The sequence below is a fragment of the Kitasatospora sp. NPDC058184 genome (genome assembly GCF_042883725.1).
Taxonomy (GTDB): domain Bacteria; phylum Actinomycetota; class Actinomycetes; order Streptomycetales; family Streptomycetaceae; genus Kitasatospora.
The window spans coordinates 259,472-279,844 of record NZ_JBHVVE010000014.1; the positions used below are offsets into that span (position 1 = coordinate 259,472).

Annotated in this window: 13 protein-coding genes; 7 read left to right on the top strand and 6 right to left on the bottom strand. The window is 73.7% G+C overall.

What is annotated here, in order from left to right; genetic code table 11:
* Positions 1-20: 20 nt before the first annotated feature.
* From ACFVXH_RS26075 to ACFVXH_RS26085, 3 genes are all read right to left on the bottom strand, one after another.
* Positions 21-1,013: a hydroxymethylglutaryl-CoA lyase gene (locus tag ACFVXH_RS26075; RefSeq protein ID WP_387827559.1), complete on the bottom strand. Its 993-nt coding sequence runs from the start codon at positions 1,011-1,013 to the stop codon at positions 21-23.
* Complete coding sequence (locus ACFVXH_RS26080) at positions 1,010-3,289, bottom strand: biotin carboxylase N-terminal domain-containing protein (protein WP_074005123.1); 2,280 nt, start codon at positions 3,287-3,289, stop codon at positions 1,010-1,012. Before ACFVXH_RS26080 ends, ACFVXH_RS26075 begins: the two co-directional genes overlap by 4 nt.
* A gap of 142 nt (positions 3,290-3,431) precedes the next feature.
* A complete protein-coding gene (locus ACFVXH_RS26085; RefSeq protein WP_387827563.1) occupies positions 3,432-5,144 on the bottom strand; it encodes a carboxyl transferase domain-containing protein in 1,713 nt (570 codons plus the stop codon).
* 131 nt (positions 5,145-5,275) lie between these two features.
* Between ACFVXH_RS26085 and ACFVXH_RS26090 the strand changes: the two genes are divergently transcribed.
* Complete coding sequence (locus ACFVXH_RS26090; RefSeq protein ID WP_387827566.1) at positions 5,276-5,977, top strand: TetR/AcrR family transcriptional regulator; 702 nt, start codon at positions 5,276-5,278, stop codon at positions 5,975-5,977.
* 459 nt (positions 5,978-6,436) lie between these two features.
* A complete protein-coding gene (locus tag ACFVXH_RS26095) occupies positions 6,437-10,474 on the top strand; it encodes an ABC transporter transmembrane domain-containing protein (protein WP_387827569.1) in 4,038 nt (1,345 codons plus the stop codon).
* 99 nt (positions 10,475-10,573) lie between these two features.
* Here ACFVXH_RS26095 and ACFVXH_RS26100 read toward each other — a convergent pair whose 3' ends face one another.
* Entirely contained in the window at positions 10,574-11,572 is a 999-nt protein-coding gene (locus ACFVXH_RS26100; RefSeq protein WP_387827572.1) for an ATP-grasp domain-containing protein, read from the bottom strand.
* A 124-nt stretch (positions 11,573-11,696) separates the two neighbouring features.
* Here ACFVXH_RS26100 and ACFVXH_RS26105 point away from each other — a divergent pair, with 124 nt between their 5' ends.
* The gene (locus ACFVXH_RS26105; protein ID WP_049660777.1) at positions 11,697-12,230 is read left to right on the top strand and encodes an NUDIX hydrolase; all 534 of its coding nucleotides are present in this window, start codon (positions 11,697-11,699) and stop codon (positions 12,228-12,230) included.
* A 111-nt stretch (positions 12,231-12,341) separates the two neighbouring features.
* On the opposite strand, the gene ACFVXH_RS26110 is transcribed toward ACFVXH_RS26105, so the two are convergent.
* Together ACFVXH_RS26110 and ACFVXH_RS26115 are read right to left on the bottom strand one after the other, a co-directional pair.
* Positions 12,342-13,517, bottom strand: coding sequence for a hypothetical protein (locus ACFVXH_RS26110; RefSeq protein WP_387827575.1), 1,176 nt, complete (start codon positions 13,515-13,517; stop codon positions 12,342-12,344).
* Positions 13,518-13,826: 309 nt separating this feature from the next.
* Complete coding sequence (locus ACFVXH_RS26115) at positions 13,827-14,939, bottom strand: ABC transporter substrate-binding protein (protein WP_387827578.1); 1,113 nt, start codon at positions 14,937-14,939, stop codon at positions 13,827-13,829.
* Positions 14,940-15,264: 325 nt separating this feature from the next.
* On the opposite strand from ACFVXH_RS26115, the gene ACFVXH_RS26120 reads away from it, so the two are divergent.
* The 4 genes from ACFVXH_RS26120 (at position 15,265) to ACFVXH_RS26135 (ending at position 19,958) form a co-directional block, all read left to right on the top strand.
* A complete protein-coding gene (locus tag ACFVXH_RS26120; protein WP_387827609.1) occupies positions 15,265-16,839 on the top strand; it encodes an APC family permease in 1,575 nt (524 codons plus the stop codon).
* A gap of 275 nt (positions 16,840-17,114) precedes the next feature.
* On the top strand, positions 17,115-18,122 hold the full coding sequence (gene trpS, locus ACFVXH_RS26125; RefSeq protein WP_234348619.1) for a tryptophan--tRNA ligase: 1,008 nt from the start codon (positions 17,115-17,117) through the stop codon (positions 18,120-18,122).
* A gap of 122 nt (positions 18,123-18,244) precedes the next feature.
* The gene (locus ACFVXH_RS26130; protein ID WP_049657995.1) at positions 18,245-19,201 is read left to right on the top strand and encodes an LD-carboxypeptidase; all 957 of its coding nucleotides are present in this window, start codon (positions 18,245-18,247) and stop codon (positions 19,199-19,201) included.
* A gap of 82 nt (positions 19,202-19,283) precedes the next feature.
* Positions 19,284-19,958 carry a nucleoside/nucleotide kinase family protein gene (locus ACFVXH_RS26135; RefSeq protein ID WP_074005128.1) on the top strand — a complete coding sequence of 225 codons (675 nt, stop codon included), beginning with the start codon at positions 19,284-19,286 and terminating at the stop codon, positions 19,956-19,958.
* The last annotated feature ends 415 nt before the right edge of the window (positions 19,959-20,373 follow it).

The following is a 20,373-nucleotide window of genomic DNA, read 5'->3' on the forward strand; positions in this document are numbered from 1 at the left end:
CCGGGGACGGGAGCGGGTGGTCAGCCCCCGGCGGAGCCGAGCAGGGCCTGGACGGTGCGGGACGGGCTCGGGCGGCCGAGGCGCCCGGCCATCCACCCGCTGGTCGCGACGAGGGAGCGCAGGTCGACGCCGGTCCGGATGCCGAGCCCGTGCAGCATCCAGACCAGGTCCTCGGTGGCCAGGTTGCCGGTGGCGCTCTTCGCGTACGGGCAGCCGCCCAGGCCGCCCGCCGAGGCGTCCACCGTGGTGACGCCCTCGCGCAGGGCCGCCAGGGTGTTGCTGAGCGCCTGGCCGTAGGTGTCGTGGAAGTGCACGGCGAGCCGGTCGACCGGGACGCCGGCCCGCGCGAAACCTGCCAGCAGGGCGGTGACCTGGCCCGGGGTGGCGACCCCGATGGTGTCGCCGAGGCTCAGCTCCGCGCAGCCCAGCTCCAGCAACCGCACGCCGTACCGGACCACCTGGTCGACCGGGACGGGGCCCTCCCACGGGTCGCCGAAGCACATCGAGAGGTAGCCGCGGACCGCGACCCCGGCCTCGGTGGCCCGGCCCACGACCGGGCGGAACATCGCCATGGCCTCGTCCGCAGAGCGGTTGAGGTTGCGGCGGGCGAAGGTCTCGGTGGCGCTGGCGAACACCGCGATGTCGGCGGCGTGGTGGGCGAGCGCGCGGTCCAGGCCGCGCTCGTTGGGCACCAGCACCGGCAGCCGCAGGCCGGGGTGGAGCTCCGGCAGACCGGCGAGCCGGGGGACCAGCTCCTCGGCGTCGGCCAGCTGCGGTACCCATTTCGGGTGAACGAAGCTGGTGGCCTCGACGGTGCGCAGCCCGGCGGCCGCGAGCCGGGCGATGAACTCGGCCTTGACCTCGACCGGTACCAGCGACTTCTCGTTCTGCAGGCCGTCGCGCGGTCCGACCTCGTGGATCCGGACCTCCTCGGGCAGGCCGGGGGCGCGGACCGGATCGGGCAGGCCCAGGTCGAGGGCGTCGGGCTCGCGGGCGGGGGCGGAGGCGGTCACGACCGCACCTCCGCGGGCCCGGCGGGGACGGTGGCGGCGGCCGGCCCGGCCGGGGCGCCCTCGACCGACGCGTCCTCGACCGGGGTGACCACGACCAGCAGGTCCTCCATCGCGACGGTGGCGCCGGCGGTGGCCCGCAGCTCGGCCACCACGCCGTCGTGCGGTGCGGCGATCACGTGTTCCATCTTCATGGCCTCCAGCACGAGCAGGGGCTGTCCCTTGCGGACCGTCTCGCCCGCCGTGGTCTTGACGACGGTGACGGTGCCGGGCATCGGGGCGGTCAGGGCGCCGTGGTGCGCGCCGGCCCCGGTGGCGCTCTCGACGACCGGATCGTAGGCGTGCAGCGGCCAGGCGTCGCCCTCGACGCCGAGCCAGGTCGCCGGTCCGGCGGCGGGGCCGGGGGTGGCGTCGGTGGCCAGCGAGAACGTGGTCCGGAGGCCGTCGACGGTCAGGTGCAGCCGGTCGCCGGCCAGGCTCGCGCGGGCGCGGTGCGCGGGGCCCCCGTCGAGCCGGAGCTCCAGCTCGCGGACGGGCCCGGCGGAATTGTCAGTGGCATCGGCTACGTTGCCCGCAGTGATCGGACGGATGCTCACCGCCACCGGGTCCTGGCCGGGGGTGCGGAGTCGGTGGGTGGTCCAGGCAGGGGTGCCGCCCAGGCGCCAGCCGGAGGGAAGGGAGAACGGGTCGGTCCAGCCGCCGGGATCGGCGGGCGGAGTGAGTTCCAGGTGCCGTGCCAGCGCGGCCGCGTAGTAGAGGAGGTGAGCGGGCGACGGCGGTTCGGCCGCCGAGGCCGCGTCGGGGTCGGCCGCGTCCGGGTCGGTCGCGTTCGTGGGGGAGTACGGCGAGGTGAGCAGGGCCGGCTGCTCCTGGGCCGTCCGCTCCACGAGGCCGGTGTCCAGCCGGCCGGCGGCGACCTCGGGGTGGGCGAGCAGTCGGCGCAGGAAGCCGGTGTTGGTGGTGACACCCAGGATGCGGGTGTCGGCCAGCGCCGCGCGGAGCCGGCGCAGCGCGGTCGGGCGGTCGGGCCCGTACGCGATGACCTTGGCGAGCATGGGGTCGTAGGCGCTGGTGACGACGGTTCCGGGGGCGACCCCGGAGTCGACGCGGATGCCCTCGCCCCGGGGCTCGTCCAGGGTGAGGATGCGGCCGCCGGTGGGCAGGAAGTCCCGTTCCGGGTCCTCGGCGCAGATGCGGGCCTCGATGGCGTGGCCCAGGAAGGAGATGTCGGACTGGGCGAAGGAGAGCGCTTCGCCGGCGGCGACGCGCACCTGCCACTCGACCAGGTCGAGCCGGGCCGCGTCCGCGCCGACGGCGACGGCGAGCTCGGTGACGGGGTGTTCCACCTGGAGGCGGGTGTTCATCTCCATGAAGAAGAAGTCCCGCACCCCCTCGGCGGCGGAGGCGGGGGCGTCCGGGTCGATGCCGGGAACGATGAACTCCACGGTGCCGGCACCGGTGTAGCCGCAGGACTCCGCGGCGCGGACGGCCGCGGCGCCCATCGCGGCACGGGTCTCGGCGTTGAGGAGAACGGAGGGAGCCTCTTCGATCAGTTTCTGGTGGCGGCGCTGCAGGCTGCACTCGCGCTCGCCGAGGTGGACGGTGGTGCCGTGGGCGTCGGCGAGCACCTGCACCTCGATGTGGCGCGGCCGGTCGACCCAGCGCTCCAGCAGCAGGGTGTCGTCGCCGAAGGCGGTGCGGGCGACGCGGCGGGCGGCGGCGATCTCGGTGGGCAGGTCAGCGCGGTCCCGCACGAGGCGCATGCCCTTGCCGCCACCGCCGGCGGACGGCTTGAGCAGCACCGGGTAGCCGATCTCGTCGGCGGCGGCGACGAGGTCCTCGTCGGTGGGCGCGGTGGCCTGGCTGCCGGGGACCACCGGGACGCCGGCGGCCCGGACGGCCTCCTTGGCGTTGATCTTGTCGCCCATCAGCTCAACCGCACCGGGAGGTGGTCCGATGAAGACGAGGCCCGCGTCGGCGCAGGCGCGGGCGAAGCCGGCGTTCTCGGCGAGGAAGCCGTAGCCGGGGTGGACGGCCTGGGCGCCGGTGCGGCGGGCGGCGGCCAGGATCTGGTCGGTCCGCAGGTACGTCTCGGTCGCCGAGCTGTCGCTGCGGTCGGCCGGGCCGAGCCGGACCGCGACGTCGGCCTCGCGGACGTGCGGCGCGTCGGCGTCCGCGTCGCTGAACACGGCGACCGAACGGACGCCGAGCCGCCGCAGGGTGCGGATCACCCGCAGGGCGATCTCGCCGCGGTTGGCGACCAGAACTGTGTCGAACATGGGAGGCGTTCCTCCGGGTCGAGGGGAGCCGTACGAAGGAGGTGGCGGTGGGCGGTCGGGCGCCGGCCCGGGTGGGCCGGCGCCGTGGGGAGTCACACCCGGAAGGGAGGATTCACGGACGCGGGGGTGACACGAGGAGGCGTCACATGCGGAAGACGCCGTACGGAGCGGGCGGCGCCAGTGGGGCGTTGGCGCAGGCGGTGAGGGCGAGACCGACGACGGTGCGGGTGTCCATCGGGTCGATCACGCCGTCGTCCCAGAGCCGGGCGGTGGCGTAGTAGGCGTTGCCCTGGCGCTCGTACTGCTCGCGGACGGGGCGCTTGAACTCCTCCTCCGCCTCGGTCGGCCACTGCTCGCCGTGCGCCTCCAACTGGTCGCGGCGGACGGTGGCGAGGACGGAGGCCGCCTGCTCGCCGCCCATCACGGAGATCTTGGCGCCCGGCCACATCCACAGGAAGCGGGGTGAGTAGGCCCGGCCGCACATCGAGTAGTTGCCGGCTCCGTACGATCCGCCGATCACCACGGTCAGCTTCGGGACGCGGGTGCAGGCGACGGCGTTGACCATCTTGGCGCCGTGCTTGGCGATGCCGCCCGCCTCGTACTGCCGGCCGACCATGAACCCGGTGATGTTCTGGAGGAAGAGGAGGGGGATGCCGCGCTGGTCGCACAACTCGATGAAGTGGGCGCCCTTGAGGGCGGACTCGGCGAACAGCACGCCGTTGTTGGCGACGATGCCGACCGGGTGGCCGTGGATCCGGGCGAAGCCGGTGACCAGGGTGGCGCCGTACTCGGCCTTGAACTCGGCGAACCGGCTGCCGTCCACCAGCCGGGCGATCACCTCGCGCACGTCGTAGGGCGTGCGCGGGTCGACCGGCACGGCGCCGTACAGGCCGGCCGGGTCGACGGCCGGCGGCTCGACCGGGGTGAGCGGCCACGGCCTGGCCTCGCGCGGGCCGAGCCCGGCCACGATCGTGCGGACGATGGAGAGGGCGTGGGTGTCGTCCTCGGCCAGGTGGTCCGTCACGCCCGAGGTGCGGGAGTGCAGCTCGCCGCCGCCCAGCTCCTCGGCGGTGACCACCTCACCGGTGGCGGCCTTCACCAGTGGCGGACCGCCCAGGAAGATCGTGCCCTGGTTGCGGACGATCACGGCCTGGTCGCTCATCGCCGGGACGTACGCGCCGCCGGCCGTGCACGAGCCGAGCACGGCGGCGATCTGCGGGATGCCCGCGGCGGAGAGCTTGGCCTGGTTGTAGAAGATCCGGCCGAAGTGGTCGCGGTCCGGGAAGACCTCGTCCTGCATCGGGAGGAAGGCGCCGCCGGAGTCCACCAGGTAGACGCAGGGCAGCCGGTTCTCCAGCGCGACCTCCTGGGCGCGCAGGTGCTTCTTCACCGTCATCGGGTAGTAGGTGCCGCCCTTGACGGTGGCGTCGTTGGCGACCACCACCACCTCGCGCCCGGCGACCCGGCCGATGCCGGCGATCACTCCGGCTGCGGGGGCCGCGCCGTCGTACATCCCGTCGGCGGCCAGCGGGGCCAGCTCCAGGAAGGGGGAGGCCGGGTCGAGCAGGGTGTCCACGCGGTCGCGGGGCAGCAGCTTGCCGCGTGAGGTGTGCCGGGCGCGGGCCTTGGCGCCGCCGCCCAGGGCGGCCGCGTCGAGCTTCGCGCGCAGCTCGGCGACCAGGGCGCGGTGCGCCTCGGTGTTGGCGCGGTACGCCTCGGAGCCCGGGTCGGCGGAGCTGCCGAGCCGGGGTGCCGGTGCGGCTGCCGCGGCCGGGGCAGCGCCGGGCGCCGCCGCCGTGCCGGTCGCTGCGACAAGCCGGACGCCGGTGGGTGTGCCGGCGGTTGAGTTGACCATTCCCAAGAGCTCCCTTGCCCTCGGACCAGGTGGGCAGCCGGGTGCGGTCCGCCCGTGATCGCCACGTTAATTAACGTTAACTTACGCGCCCAGGTTAACGGCCGATAACCCGACTGTCTACGATGGACGGCATGCCCAACGTCCCCGCCGCCTCCGCGCTCCCCCGCCGTGACCAGATCCGCCGGGAGGCCGCGAGGCTGTTCGCCGCCCGGGGCTTCCTCGGCGTGGGCGTGGACGAGATCGGCAAGGCCGTCGGCATCAGCGGCCCCGCGCTCTACCGCCACTTCGCCGGCAAGGACGCGATGCTCGCGGACCTGCTGATCGGCATCAGCGAGCGCCTGCTGGACGAGGGGCGCCGCCGCGCGGGCGGCGGCGAGGGCCCGGCCGCCACGCTGGACGCGCTGATCAGCGGCCACGTCGACTTCGCGCTGGGCGACCGGGACCTGATCACCCTGCACGACCGCGAGCTGCTGAACCTCAAGGAGGAGGACCGGCGCACCGTCCGCCGGCTCCAGCGCGGCTACGTCGAACTGTGGGTGGACGTGGTCCGGCAGGCCTACCCGCCGCTGGCCGACCCCGCCGCCGAGCCGGTGGCCCGGGCCGCCGTGCACGCCGTCTTCGGCCTGATCAACTCGACCCCGCACAGCCTCGGCCCGAACCCCGACCAGGGCGAGCGCGCCGCCCTCCAGCGCGACGGCATGGCCGCCCTGCTCCACGCCCTCGCCCACGGCGCGTTCGCGGCGGCCGCGGGCTCGGCCGGCGGCCCCGGCGGCCCTACCGTCCCCGGCTCCGCTGTCGCTCCCGTCGGCGATTCGGCGGCTGCGGAGGCCTGAGCCCGCATCCCCGGCTCCGGCCCCGGCTCTGCTCCCGGCTTCGGCTCCGGCCCAGGTTCCGTCCTCGGCTCCGTTCCCGGCTTCGTTCCCGGCTTCGTTTTCGACGAAGAGCGGCCCGGCGGAGAATGGTCGGGAGCGAAGGTCTGCCGGTGAACGCCCCCATCGGTAGCCCGCCCGGAGCCCGCCCGCAGCCCGCCGTTGGCCCGTCCGGAGGCCTAGTCCCAAAGGACGGCGCCCGTCCGCCCGTGGCCGCTGGGTGTCGCGAGGGTCGTCGGCGACTCTGGAAATGGCCCGGGCGGAGTGGGCCATGCGAGTGTTCGGCCGGGAATCACCGCAGGCCATCGACTGTTGGCGAGTCCGCCGGACCGGATGATCCGGGCTGTCAGGGCCCGTTCCGAACCCGCCCGGGGCGGAAAACGCCGTGGCGACCACCCGACGAAATGGTTAGCATCCCTAAATATGCCTGAGACTCACGGATCCACGGTGGAGCAATCCCCGAGCGGCCCCCCGGCCCCCGGCACGACCCCGGAGGCCCCCGTCGACAGCCCGCAGGCCGCCGTCGGGAACACCGGACCGGCCGCCGAAGACGCCGAGCCCGCCCCCGACAACGTCCGGCCCGCCGCCAAGAGCGCCGAGGCTTCTGAGCCCGCCCCCGAGAGCGCCGCCGAGTCGGCCGGCTGGCTCAGCCGCCTGGTCGGCTACAGCTGGCGGTCCCGCCGCAGCCTGCTCTTCGCCTTCGGAGCCTCGCTCCTCGGCATGGCCGTCACCGCGCTGGTGCCGCTGGTCACCAAGCTGATCATCGACGACGTCATCGTCGCCCGCACCCGTTCGCTGGCCCCCTGGGCGGTGGTGCTGCTGCTCGCGGCCCTCGTGGTCTTCGGCTGCACCCAGGTCCGCCGCTACTACGGCGGCCAGCTCGCGGTGGACGTCCAGCACGAGATGCGCAGCGACCTGTTCCGCTCGCTCGGACGGCTGGACGGCCACCGCCAGGACCGGTTGGACACCGGGCAGGTGGTGGGGCGCGCGACCTCCGACCTCCAACTGGTCAACGGCCTGCTCTCGATGCTGCCGATGATGACCGGCTACCTGCTGATGTTCGTCATGTCGCTGGTCGTGATGGTCTGGCTGTCCCCGCCGCTCACCCTGATCACCGTGGTCATGGCCCCCGCGCTGTGGTGGGTCTCGGCGTTCAGCCGCAAGCGCCTCTTCCCCGCCACCTGGGCCGCCCAGCAGGAGGCGGCGGCCGTCGCGGGCGTGGTGGACGGCGCGATCGGCGGCGTCCGCGTCGTCAAGGGCTTCGGCCAGGAGGCCCAGGAGCTCGACAAGCTGGAGACGGCCTCCCGCAACCTCTTCGCGGCCCGGCTCCGGTCGATCCGGCTCAACGCCCGCTACAACCCGGCGATGCAGGCGATCCCGGCGCTCGCCCAGGTCGGCGTCCTGGCCTTCGGCGGCTGGCTGGCCGTCGACGGCAGGGTCACCCTCGGGACCTTCGTCGCCTTCTCCACGTACGTCGCCCAGATGACCGGCCCGGTGCGGATGCTGACCATGGTCATCACCGTCGGCCAGCAGGCCCGGGCCGGGGTGGAGCGCGTCCTGCAGCTGATCGACGAGCGCCCGCTGGTCCAGGAGCGCCCGGACGCCCGCACCCTGGACCTCGCGCACGGCGAGAGCCCGGAGAGCGCGCCGCAGAGCACTCCGGGAGGAGCGCTCGTCGGCCCGCGGACCCCCGACATCGCCCTGGAGTTCGACCGGGTCGAGTTCCGCTACGACCCCGAGCACCCCGCCCCCGTCCTGCACGGCCTCAGCCTGAAGCTGGCCCCCGGCGAGACCCTCGCCCTGGTCGGCGCCTCCGGCTCCGGCAAGTCGACGGTGGCCCAGCTGGTGCCCCGTTTCTACGACCCGGCCGCCGGCACCGTCCGCCTGTACGGCCACGACCTGCGCGACCTCACCCTGGACTCGGTCCGCGCGACGGTCGGCATCGTCCCCGAGGAGAGCTTCCTCTTCTCCGAGACGGTCCGCACCAACATCGCCTACGGCCGCCCGGACGCGACGGACGAGCAGGTGGTCGCCGCCGCCCGCGCCGCCCAGGCCGACGAGTTCGTCCGCGCGCTGCCGGACGGCTACGACACCAAGGTCGGCGAGCAGGGCCTGACGCTCTCCGGCGGCCAGCGCCAGCGCATCGCGCTGGCCCGGGCGATCCTCACCGACCCCCGGATCCTGCTGCTGGACGACGCCACCTCGGCGGTCGACCCGCAGATCGAGGCGGAGATCCACGACGCGCTGCGCTCGGTGATGACCGGCCGCACCACGCTGCTGATCGCCCACCGCCGCTCGACCCTCCAACTCGCCGACCGGATCGCCGTGCTGGAGCGCGGCCGGCTGCTGGACCTCGGAACGCACGAGGAACTCGAAGCCCGATGTCCCCAGTACCGGGCCCTGATCACCGATCCCGAGGCCGGTCACGCCGACCGGCAGTCCGCTCCCGAACCGGCGTCCGACGAACCGGCGTCCGCAGAGGCACCCGGAACCCCCGTAGCCGGCGGAGCCAGCGCAACCGCCGCAACCAGCGCAACCCCCGGAACCCCGGCGACCCCGGCCGCCCCCGTCCTCCCCACCCCCGCCCTGGCCAAGGCCGCCCGCACCGCCGACCCCGACCTGCTGGACAAGGTCGCGGCCCTCCCGCCCGCCTCCGACGTCCCGGCCGTCCCCCGCGCCGAGGCCGAGGCCGGTGACCCCGACTTCAGCCTGAGCCGCCTGCTGCGCCCCTTCCGCACCCCGCTGCTCATCGCCCTCCTGCTGGTCGCCCTGGACGCGGCGGCCGGGCTGGTGCTGCCGGTGCTGATCCGGCACGGCATCGACGAAGGCGTCCGCAAGGGCCTGATGTCCGGCGTCGCGGTGGCCTCGCTCGCCGCTCTCGTCGTGGTCCTGCTGGACTGGGTGGTGCAGAGCGCCGAGAACCGGGTCAGCGGCCGTACCGGCGAGCGGGTCCTCTACACGCTCCGGCTCAAGATCTTCGCCCACCTCAACCGGCTCGGCCTGGACTACTACGAGCGCGAGCTGACCGGCCGGATCATGACCCGGATGACCACCGACCTGGACTCGCTGACCTCCTTCCTCCAGACCGGCATGGTCACCGCCGTGGTCAGCCTGCTGACCTTCGCCGGGATCTTCGCCGCCCTGCTGATCATCGACGCCGGCCTGGCCCTGGTGGTCTTCGCGGTCCTGCCGCTGCTGGTGATCGCCACCCTGGTGTTCCGCAAGAAGTCCAAGGACCAGTACGAGCGCTCCCGCGACCTGATCAGCACCGTCAACGCCGACCTCCAGGAGAACGTGGCCGGCATGCGGATCGTCCAGGCCTTCCGCCGCCTGGACACCAACACCGACCGCTTCGTGGCCCGCGGCATCGCCTACCGCGAGGCCCGGGTCCGGGCCCAGCTCTACATCTCGCTGTACTTCCCGTTCGTCCAGTTCCTCTCCAGCGTGGCCGCCGCGCTGGTGCTGATCGTCGGCGCTGCCCGGGTCGACGCCGGGACGCTGACGGTCGGTGCGCTGGTCGCGTACCTGCTCTACATCGACCTGTTCTTCGCGCCGGTCAACCAGCTGTCCCAGGTGTTCGACGGGTACCAGCAGGCCTCGGTGGGCCTCGGCCGCATCCGCGAGCTGCTGCGCACCCCGACCGCCACCGCCGAGGCGGCCGACCCGGTCCCGGTGGCCGGGGGCCTGCGCGGCGAGATCTCCTTCGAGGGGGTCGGCTTCGCCTACAACGGCGGCGCGGACGGCGCCCCGACCGTGCTGAGCGGCGTGGACCTGCACATCCCGGCCGGGCAGACGGTGGCGCTGGTCGGCGAGACCGGCGCCGGCAAGTCGACGCTGGTGAAGCTGGTCGCCCGGTTCTACGACGCGACGGAGGGCACCGTCCGGGTGGACGGGGTCGACCTCACCCGCTACGACCTGGCGCAGTACCGCCACCGCCTGGGCGTGGTGCCGCAGGAGGCGTACCTCTTCGCGGGCACGGTCCGCGAGGCGATCGCCTACGGCCGGCCGGGCGCCTCGGCGGCCGAGGTGGAGGCGGCGGCCCGGGCGGTCGGCGCGCACGACATGATCGTCCGGCTCTCGGACGGCTACGACCACGAGGTGGCCGGCCGCGGGCGCAACCTCTCGGCGGGCCAGCGCCAGCTGATCGCGCTGGCCCGGGCCGAACTGGTCGACCCGGACATCCTGCTGCTCGACGAGGCCACGGCGGCGCTCGACCTGGCCACCGAGGCGGCCGTCAACCAGGCCGCGGACCGGCTCAGCGGCGGCCGGACCACCCTGGTCATCGCCCACCGCCTGACCACCGCCGAGCGCGCCGACCGGGTGGTCGTGCTGGACCACGGCCGGGTGGTCGAGGACGGCACGCACACCGAACTGCTCGCCCGGGGCGGCACCTACAGCCGGCTCTGGCAGGCGTTCATCGCCGACGGCCACCCGGCGGCCGAGGCCGTCGCCGCCGGATAGGGCGGCCCCGCACCCGGAGCCCCGCACGCGTGGCCCCGAACCCGGAGCCCGAACACTCCGAGCCGCCTGACGGTCCCTCCCGCGCGGACCGTCAGGCAGTCAGGCGGTGATCAGCGCGGCCAGCAGCTCCGAGGCGTCGATCCCGCGCGGCAGGTCGCTCACCTGCCCGTCCCCGACCTCGACCACCCGCCAGCCGGAGCCGTCCGCCCGGCTGGCGAGGTCGGTGGTCACGAAGCGGCAGCCGAGCCGGCGGACCAGCGCCGGGACGTCGGTGAGGTCGGGCTCGACGGCCCGGCGCGGGGCGTCCGGGTGCGGCCCGACCAGGACGGGCCGGCCGTCCAGCCACCACACCCGGGCCTCCACGGCACCCTCGCCGCTCCCCGGCGCGCCGCCGTCCGCCCGCTCCGGCCCGGCCGCACCAGCCGTACAGGCAGCACCGCCCGTACGGCTCGCACCGTTCACGCCGACCGGTCCCGCCGCCGGGAGGTCCGCGCCCTCGAACTCCTCGTACCGCCGCAGCACCACGCCGCCCGCCAGGAACTCGCCCTGCAGTTCGACGAACCGTCCGACCACCCGGCCGACGGCCGCCAGGTCGGCCAACTCGGGCACGTAGCAGGCCTCGTACCACTCGTGCTTGCGCGACTTCACGTAGTCCTTGACGATCGCCGGCCCGCGCCCGCCGAGCCGGGCCGCGGCCTCCGCCAGCTCCGCCGGCCCGGGCGCCACCGGTCCCTCGGACGGGATCCACGCGCTGGCCGGGGTCGCGCCCTCGAACACGCCGTACCAGCCGGGCAGTTCATGGGCGGCCGCGTACCCGGGCGCGCTGGTCAGCAGGGTGCCGCCGCGGGCGGTGAGCGCGGCGGCGAAGTCGGCGTACCGGGCGGAGGGCAGCATCCAACCCCGGTACCAGAGCGGGCCGCTGTCCCGCGGCACCCGCAGCACGGCCTCCTCGGCCCGCCCGGCGAGCAGCCCGTCGTGGTCGACCAGGTGCAGCTCGCCGCCCAACTCCCGCAGGGTCCTGGCCTCCCAGGCGAAGTGCGGGTCGGGCCGGCGCGGGTTGAGCGGATCGGCGGGGAAGATGATCGCGGGTGCGGGCATGGCCGTCAGGGTACGGCGGACCGGTGGGCCCGGCGCCCGCCACGACGGACCGGCCGGCTCGTGCACCCGACCGGAGTGCCGAAACCGCTCGACGGCCCCGGACGGTCGCTGGGAGAGTGACCCGATGCGAAATCTGCTGCGCCCCCGCAAACGCAGGCCGAGGCAGGCCGCCCGCACGGTGGTCCTGGACGGGAACGGATCGGTCTTCCTGCTCCGTTCGGACAACGACGAGGTCGGCGTGCACTGGACCATGCCGGGAGGCGGCCTGGAACCGGGCGAGACCCCGTGGGACGGCGCCCGGCGCGAGCTGTGGGAGGAGACGGGCTGGAGCGACCTCGAACCCGGCCCGCTGCTCTGCACCTGGGAGCACGACTTCACCTGGCACGGCACCCCGGTCCGCCAGCACGAGCACATCTACCTCACCGGCGGCCCGCACCGCGGTCCGGTCGGCGACGTCAGCGCGGTGCACGCCGTCGACCGGATCCTGGACTGGCGCTGGTGGACCCCGGCCGACCTCGCCGACGAGAACGCCGACGCGCTCTGGCCGCCGGCGCTGCCGGAACTGCTGGACGCGGTCCGTACGGGCTGGGCCGTGGACGGGCGGCCGCCGGTGCCCGTCGACCTCGGGTACATCCCGAACGCCCCGGCCACCCGCTAGGCCCGCCGAGTCCGCCGAGTCCGCCAGACCTGCTCGGCCCACCAGACCCACCAGGCCGGCCAAGCCCGCCAGGCCCGCTCGGCCAGTCGCCGAACGGGCCCGGCGGAGCGGTCAGGTGCGCCCGCCGCGCCGGGGCCGCCCGGCCGGACCGGGTTCCCAGCCGTGCAGCTCCAGCTCCCGGTCGTGCAGTGCGGCGGGGTTCATCAGCACCGTCAGCTGGGCGCCGGCCAGCTGCTCGAGGTCGAGCCCGGTGGCGGACAGCAGCTGCTCGGTCGGCACCGAGACGGCGATGGCGGGCCGCCAGGAGGGCAGTACCACCAGGCAGGTGCCGCGGCCGACCCGGATCGGCTGGGCCGCCACGCGGACCGGTGCGCGCTCCTCCGGTCGGCCGAGGGCCTCGGCGGGCCCGGGGCTGCCGCCGATCAGGATGCCGAGCGGCGGTTCGGCCCACGAGACCGCTGCGGCGGACCCGACGGCACCGGTGTCGACAGCAGAAGGGGCGACAGCGCCGGCCCCATCCCCGATGCCGGCCCCGGCCCCGAACGACGGCGTCCGCGCCGCCACTTCCGCCGCATCGGCGGGTTCGCCCACCCGTCCGGTAGCCCCCGGCAGGCCCGGCCCGGTCGGGCCGGACGCGGCCGTCTCCCGTGCGGTCGCCTCCTGCCCTGTCCGGGAGGCCTGCGGGTGCATCCGGCGCAGGCGCCGGGAGGGTGACGGCCGCCGGGATCCCAGGATCCGCGGCCCCTCGTGCGCCGGGCGCTGCGCCGGGACGGACGGGCCGCCCTCCGCCGTTGCGGTGGCGGGCCCGAACCGGACGAACCCGTCCTCGGCCTCCGCGTCGAGGCCGAGCAGGGCCCGCACCTCCGCGACCGGTCGGCGGCACGCGGCCGCCAGCTCGGCGACGGAGCGGCCCTGGAAGTGCGCGGCCCGCAGCCGCTCGGCGAACGCCGCCCGCAGCCGTGCCGTGGTCGGATCATCGTCATGCGGGTCGCCGTCCGTCCGGTCGCCGTCCGCCGGTCCGCCACCGGCCTCCGGAGCGGCCGCGGGCAGGACGGGCGGCGCCTCCGCGTCGTACCGGCTGCGCGGCTGCGGCACCGAGTCGGGGCGGGCCGTCGCCTCCGGGCTGCCGGGCGCGGCCGCACCGGGCTCGGTGGCGGTCGCGATCGAGCACATCGGCACGGCCGAGCCGGGCGAGCCGGTCGGGGCGGGCGGGGGCGAGGATCCGGCGCTGTCCCGGGGCGGGCCGGGCAGGGACGGGTCGGTTGCGGAGGGGTGGAGCGAGGTCATCTGCGGGCCCTTCGGGAAACGGTCCCGACGATCCTCCCGCACCACGCGATCAGCTCCAAGCGTCCAACCCGGTGGTGTGCGCGATACCACCGCGACACCGCCGCGATACCACCACGGAATCACCCGGGGACCGTCGCGGGCCCACCCGGGGATCGCCCAAGACGGCGCCGGGCGGGCACTGTTGCCGTACGACCGGAACGCCGCCCCGTTCCGCCCGCCGACGCCGACCAGGCCCGGCTGGCCGGGTTCACTCCGGGCTCACACCCGGGCTCACCCGACGGACTCACCCGGCGGATTCACCTGCCTGGCTCAACTACCGGGTGCGACAAAGCCCTTGAGGTCGTTGAGCACCACGTTCGCCGCCATGACGCCGAGCCCGAGGAACCAGGTCTCGTCCGAAACCGGCCGGGCCTGACCGGACTTGACCGCACCGAGCGTCTTCCAGAGCGCGCCGCCGAGCACCGCGTCCTGGTTGGTCGAGCTGGGGCTGCCGTACACGCCGTAGAAGATCCAGTCGGCGTCGGCCTTGTCGATCTGCTCCGGGCTGACCTCCACCGCGAGCTCCTTGACCTGCTCGATCGCGGGCTGCGGCAGCGGCACGTCGGTGAGGATGGTGCCGATGAAGGAGAGCTCCGCGTAGAGCCGGGTGCGGCCCGGCATGAAGCGCAGCGGGGTGATGGTGGGCCGCTTGTCGCCGAGCTTCGCGCCGATCGCCGCGGCGGCCGCCTGGTACGCGTCGAGCTGGGTCTTGGCCTCGGCCTCCAGGCCGAAGGCGCTCGCGTTGAGCAGGAAGTTCTGCTTCCACGGGTAGCCGGGGCGCAGCGAGAAGACGGTCGGCGCGATCTTGGAGAGCTGCGCGTACTGGTCCTGGGCGCGCAGCTGGCTGCCGAGGATCAGGTCCGGCTTGAGCGCGGCGATGGCCTCCAGGTTGAGGCTGTTGATGGTGCCGACGGCGGCGGGGCTGCCGGCCTTGTCCTTGAGGTAGGACGGCAGGGACTTGGAGCCGTCGGTGTACACGATGCCGACCGGCTGGATGCCGAGGGCGACGACGTTGTCGAGCTCGCCGGTGTCCAGCACCACGACCCGGGTGGGCCTGGCCGGGAGCACCGTCTCGCCCATCGCGTGCCTGAGGGTGCGCGGGTAGACGCCGGGGGCGGCGTCGGTGCCGAAGCCCTTCATCTTCTCGATCACGGCGGCGTAGTCGTCCCCGCCCTGCTTGACCGACTTCTGGTTCGGGGAGGAGCCGCCGCCGGCCGGGGTCGAACCGCTACTGCCGCCCGATCCACCGGATCCGCCGGAGCCGCAGGCGGTGAGCAGTCCGCCGAGGCCGAGCACCGCCCCGCCGGCGATCCCGGCGGTGAGGAACCGGCGACGGCCGGAGGTGCGGGGGGAGAGGACCGGGTCGTCGGAGGTGGGGGGCACGCGACGCTCCTTTCACGATCGAAATTAGGTTAGGCAAACCTATCCGACTCGGGGAGCGGTGGGGGGAGCGGCCTGTCCGGGCCGGGGGGCAAACCTGGTCGAACCTTGGCAAAAGGGAGAAATTTTCTTGGCCCAACTCCTTTGAAACAAAGGTACATGGGTTAACAAGCCGTAAATACATCCACCCGAACAGCCGTCACGAGAACGAATCGAAGCAAGTGGTTTAGATCACCAAGGGTTGGTCTACTCAACCTTCCATGCCCGCCTCTAGGGTGCGCTGGTGTTTGATCAGCAGCTCTCAGAGCACACGAGCAGCGGCCGGGCAATGGCGCCCGGCGCTCCGCAGGGTGCCCCGGTCAGTGGCATCAGTGGTGGGGTCCCCGTCGATCAGGGGACCGCTGGGGGAGCGGGGGACAAGGGTCTACGGGGCGGTTCCGTCGGCCTGCTGAGCAGTGTGGTGCTGGGCGTCTCGACGGTCGCCCCGGTCTACTGCCTGACCGCCACACTCGGCCCGACCGTCACCGCGGTCGGGGTGCAGATGCCGGCGGTGTTCCTGGCCGGCTTCCTGCCGATGCTGCTCGTCGCGTTCGCGTACAAGGAGCTGAACAAGGACTTCCCGGACTGCGGCACGTCCTTCACCTGGGGCGTCCGGGCCTTCGGTCCCCGGGTCGGCTGGATGGCCGGGTGGGGCCTGACGGTGGCGACCATCATCGTGCTCTCCAACCTGGCCGGGGTCGCGACCGACTTCCTGTACCTGATGCTCGGGGAGATGACCGGCAGCAGCTGGGTCACCGAACTCGACCAGAACAAGGCCGTCCACCTGCTCACCGTGGTCCTGCTGATCGCCGGCGCCACCGCGATGAGCTACCGGGGGATGACCGCGACCAAGTGGTTCCAGTACAGCCTGGTCGGCCTCCAGCTGGCCGTGCTGCTGCTCTTCTCCGTCATCGCCATCGGGAAGGCCGCCTCGGGCGACCTGCCCGACTCGATCGGCTTCTCCTTCTCCTGGCTCAACCCGCTCGACGTCAGCTCGTTCAGCGCGTTCACCGCCGGGCTGTCGCTGTCGATCTTCATGTACTGGGGCTGGGACACCTGCCTGACCATGAACGAGGAGACCCAGGGCAGCGCCAAGACCCCCGGTCGCGCCGCGATGATCTCCATGGTCACCCTGGTCGGCTCGTACCTGCTGGTCGCGATCGCCTCCCAGATGTTCGCGGGCGTCGGCAGCACCGGCAACGGCCTCGGCAACCCGGCCACCGCCGACAACGTCTTCTCCGCGCTGGCCCGTCCGGTGCTCGGCTCGCCGTGGAGCATCCTGCTCTTCCTGGCCGTCGTCGCCAGCGCCGCCGCCAGCCTGCAGACCACCTTCATCCCGGTGGCCCGCACCCTGCTCGCGATGAGCGCCTACCGCGCCGTGCCGCCGCGCTTCGGCGCCGTCCACCCGCGCTTCCGCACCCCCGGCTACGCCACCGTCGCGGCGGGCATCGCCACCGCGGTCTTCTACGTCGGGATGAGCCTGATCAGCGAGAACGTCGTCCAGGACACCATCCTGGCGCTCGGTCTGATGATCTGCTTCTACTACGCACTGACCGCCTTCGCCTGCGTCTGGTACTTCCGCCGTTCGCTGGGCACCGGTGTCCGCGCGCTGCTGCTCAAGGGCGTCGCCCCGTTCGTCGGCGGCGTGCTGCTCACCGCGGTCTTCCTCCAGACCCTCACCGACGCCTGGGCCCCCGACTACGGCAGCGGTTCGGTCTTCGGCATCGGCTCGGTCTTCGTGATCGGCGTCGGCATCCTGCTGCTCGGCGCGGGCCTGATGACCTGGTACGGCTTCATCCGGCCGGAGTTCTTCCGCGGCGAGACGCTGCACAAGGACACCCCGGCACTGGTCGTGGAGGACTGACTGCCGCTACCGTGGGGCGCATGAAGCGCTTCATCGGCCTGTGCTGGTGGCCGTCCTAGGACGGCCACACCACTCGCCTGAGCAGGGCCGTCCGGGATGGACGGCCCTGCTGCGTTTTCCGTAGGACGGGCCCCTCGCCCCGGACGGCCGCCACCACCGCCGTACCGAGGAGAGACACCTTGACCACCGCCACCGCCACCGTCCCCACCGCCACCGTCCCCACCACTGCCGGTCCCGCCGCTGCCGCGGCCACCGCCGTCGCCGCCGCGTCCGTCCTGTCCGACGACCCGGCAGCCCACCGCGTCCTCACCGGGGACCGCCCCACCGGACCGCTCCACCTCGGCCACTACTTCGGCACCCTGCGCAACCGGGTCCGGCTCCAGGACCAGGGCGTCGAGATGTTCGTCGTGGTCGCCGACTACCAGGTCATCACCGACCGCGACCTCGCCGACCGGCTCGCCGAGCACACCGAGAACCTCGTCCTCGACTACCTCGCCGCCGGCCTCGACCCCGAGCGGGCGACGATCTTCCCGCACAGCGCCGTCCCCGCCCTCAACCAGCTGCTGCTCCCCTTCCTCAGCCTGGTCAGCGTCGCCGAGCTGGGCCGCAACCCCACCGTCAAGGACGAGATCACCCACTCCCGGCAGTCCGCCGTCAGCGGGCTGATGTTCACCTACCCCGTCCACCAGGCCGCCGACATCCTCTTCTGCAAGGCCGACCTGGTCCCGGTCGGCCAGGACCAGCTGCCCCATCTCGAAGTCGCCCGCACCGTCGCCCGCCGCTTCAACGAGCGCTACCCGCACGCCGACGGCAGCGCCGTCTTCCCCCGCCCGCAGGCCCTGCTCTCCGAAGCCCCGATGCTGCTCGGCACCGACGGCGGAAAGATGAGCAAGAGCCGGGGCAACGCCGTCGCCCTCGGCGCCACCGAGGACGAGACCGCCCGGATCATCCGCGGCGCCAGGACCGACGCCGACCGCCGGATCGGCTACGACCCGGTCGACCGGCCCGAGGTCTCCAGCCTCGTCCTGCTCGCCGCCCTCTGCCAGGACCGGGCCCCCGAGGCCGTCGCCGAGGAGATCGGCGACGGCGGCGCCGCCGCGCTCAAGCGCACCGTCACGGAGTCCGTCAACGAGTTCCTCCGCCCGCTGCGCGCCCGCCGCGCCGAACTCGCCGCCGACCGGGGCCACCTGCGGCAGGTCCTGCGCGACGGCGCCGAGCGGGCCAACGCCGTCGCCGACGCCACCCTCGCCGAGGTGCGGGAGGTGATGGGGGCGGCGATCTGAAGAGCCCTCACGCCGGCCGGCGGACATCGGCCGGTCGGCACGGGGCATATCGTCACCGGGCGGTCGCGGCCACGGCGCGACCGCCCGAACCCCGCTTCCGCGTCCGAAAGGTGGCCCGGCCCATGGACCAGCACCCGACCACACCCGGCCAGGGGCTGACCCGCCCGCCGCACCTGCGCCCCGGCGACCACGTCGCCGTCGTCGCCCCCAGCGGTCCCGTCGACGCCGAACGTCTCACCGCCGGGTGCGCGATCCTCCGCTCCTGGGGGCTCCGCGTGACCGTCGCCCCGCACGTCCTCGACACCCACCCCACCCTCGGCTACCTGGCCGGCACCGACGCCGACCGCGCCGCCGACCTCCAGACCGCCTGGCTCGACCCCGCCGTCGACGCCGTCATCTGCGCCCGCGGCGGGTACGGCGTGCACCGCATCGTCGACCTGCTCGACTGGACCGCGATGCGCGCCGCCGCCCCCAAGCCCTTCATCGGCTTCAGCGACGTCAGCTCCCTGCACGAGGCCTTCGCCCGGCGGCTCGGCCTCGCCACCCTGTACGGACCGCTGGCCGCCGGCGCCTCCTTCGTCTCCGACGGCCCGACCGCCGAGCACCTGCGCCGCACCCTCTTCGACCCCGCCGCCGTCACCGTCCTCACCTCGCCCACCGCCGCCCCGCTCGTCCCCGGCCGCGCCCGCGGCGTCACGGCCGGCGGCTGCCTCCACGTCCTCACCGCCGAGCGCGGCACGCCCGCCGCCCGTCCCTCGTACGAGGGCGCCGTCCTGCTGCTCGAAGACGTGAACGAGCACCCCTACCAACTCGACCGGCTGCTGACCCAGCTCCTGCGCTCCGGAGCCCTCGACGGCGTGGCCGGCCTGGCCCTCGGCTCCTGGGAGGGCTGCGGACGGCCCCAGCGGGTCCGGGACGTGATGCTCGACCGGCTCGGCGGGCTCGGCGTCCCCGTGCTCTGGGAACTGGGCTTCGGCCACTGCCCCTCCACCCTCACCGTCCCGCTCGGCGTGCCCGCCCTGCTTGACGCCGACGCCGGCACCCTCACCCTGGACCTGCCCGCCCTCGCCGACCGCTGAGCAAAGCCGACCGCCGAGCGAAGAGGTTCACTGAGCAAAGAGGCGCACTGAACAGGAGGCGCGCGCTGAGTAGGGTGCGGCCATGAACGAGGACCGCCTCACCGCCCTTGCCCTCGGCTTCCTCCGAGGCCCGGGCAGCAACGCCCGTACGATCCTCGGACTTGCCGGCCCGCCCGGCGCCGGCAAGTCCACCCTGGCCCGCCACCTGGTCGCCGAGGTCGAGCGGGCCGAAGGCCCCGGCACCGCCGCCTACGTCCCGCTCGACGGCTTCCACCTCTCCGGCGCCCAGCTCGACCGCCTCGGCCTGACCCACCGCAAGGGCGCCCCGGCGACCTTCGACGCCCACGGCTACGTCGCCCTGCTGCGCCGGATCGCCGGCGACCGGTTCCAGGACATCTACGTCCCGGACTTCGACCGCACCCTGGACGAGCCGGTCGCCGCCCGCCACGTGGTCCGCCCGCGGACCCGGCTCGTCATCACCGAGGGCAACTACCTCGCCTCCGCCGAAACCCCTTGGCCCGACGCCCGCCGCCTGCTGCACGAGCTCTGGTACGTCCACGCCGAGGACGAGGTCCGCGAGGAGCGCCTGCTCCGGCGGCATCGCGACGGCGGCCGTGACGAGGCCACCGCCCGCCACTGGGTCACCGGCAACGACCACCCCAACGGCGAGTACGTGAAGCCGGGCCGGGCGCTCTGCACCCGCACCGTCTCCGGGACGGGTTTGCCTCCGACGCCGGACAGGGGTAGTGTTTCCTAGTCGCTCGGCAGGGAGCACCGGACACGCGTCTGCGCGGACGGTCCCGGAGCGGCCAATCCTCTGAAACACCACTTCCGGTTCGTGCCGGTCGTTTGCGCTTTTCGGCGCTGTGACCTGGTGCTTATTCGGCGTGCTCGTTTTATCGGGTTGCGGTCGGATTCGCTTTTCGGAGCGGGGATCGGCTAGAGTTTGAAACGTCGGACAGGGCGTCAAACCCCGGAAGACACCGGCGAGTTGGATGAACGAAGCCCCGGAAACGGAGTGGAAAACATCTGATAAGCTGGAAACACGAAAGAACGAAGCCCGGAGGGTCCGCTGGAAGGCGGTCCGAAGGAAGCGTCCGTTCCTTGAGAACTCAACAGCGTGCCAAAAGTCAACGCCAGATATGTTGACATCCCCGGCCTCAGGGTTTCCT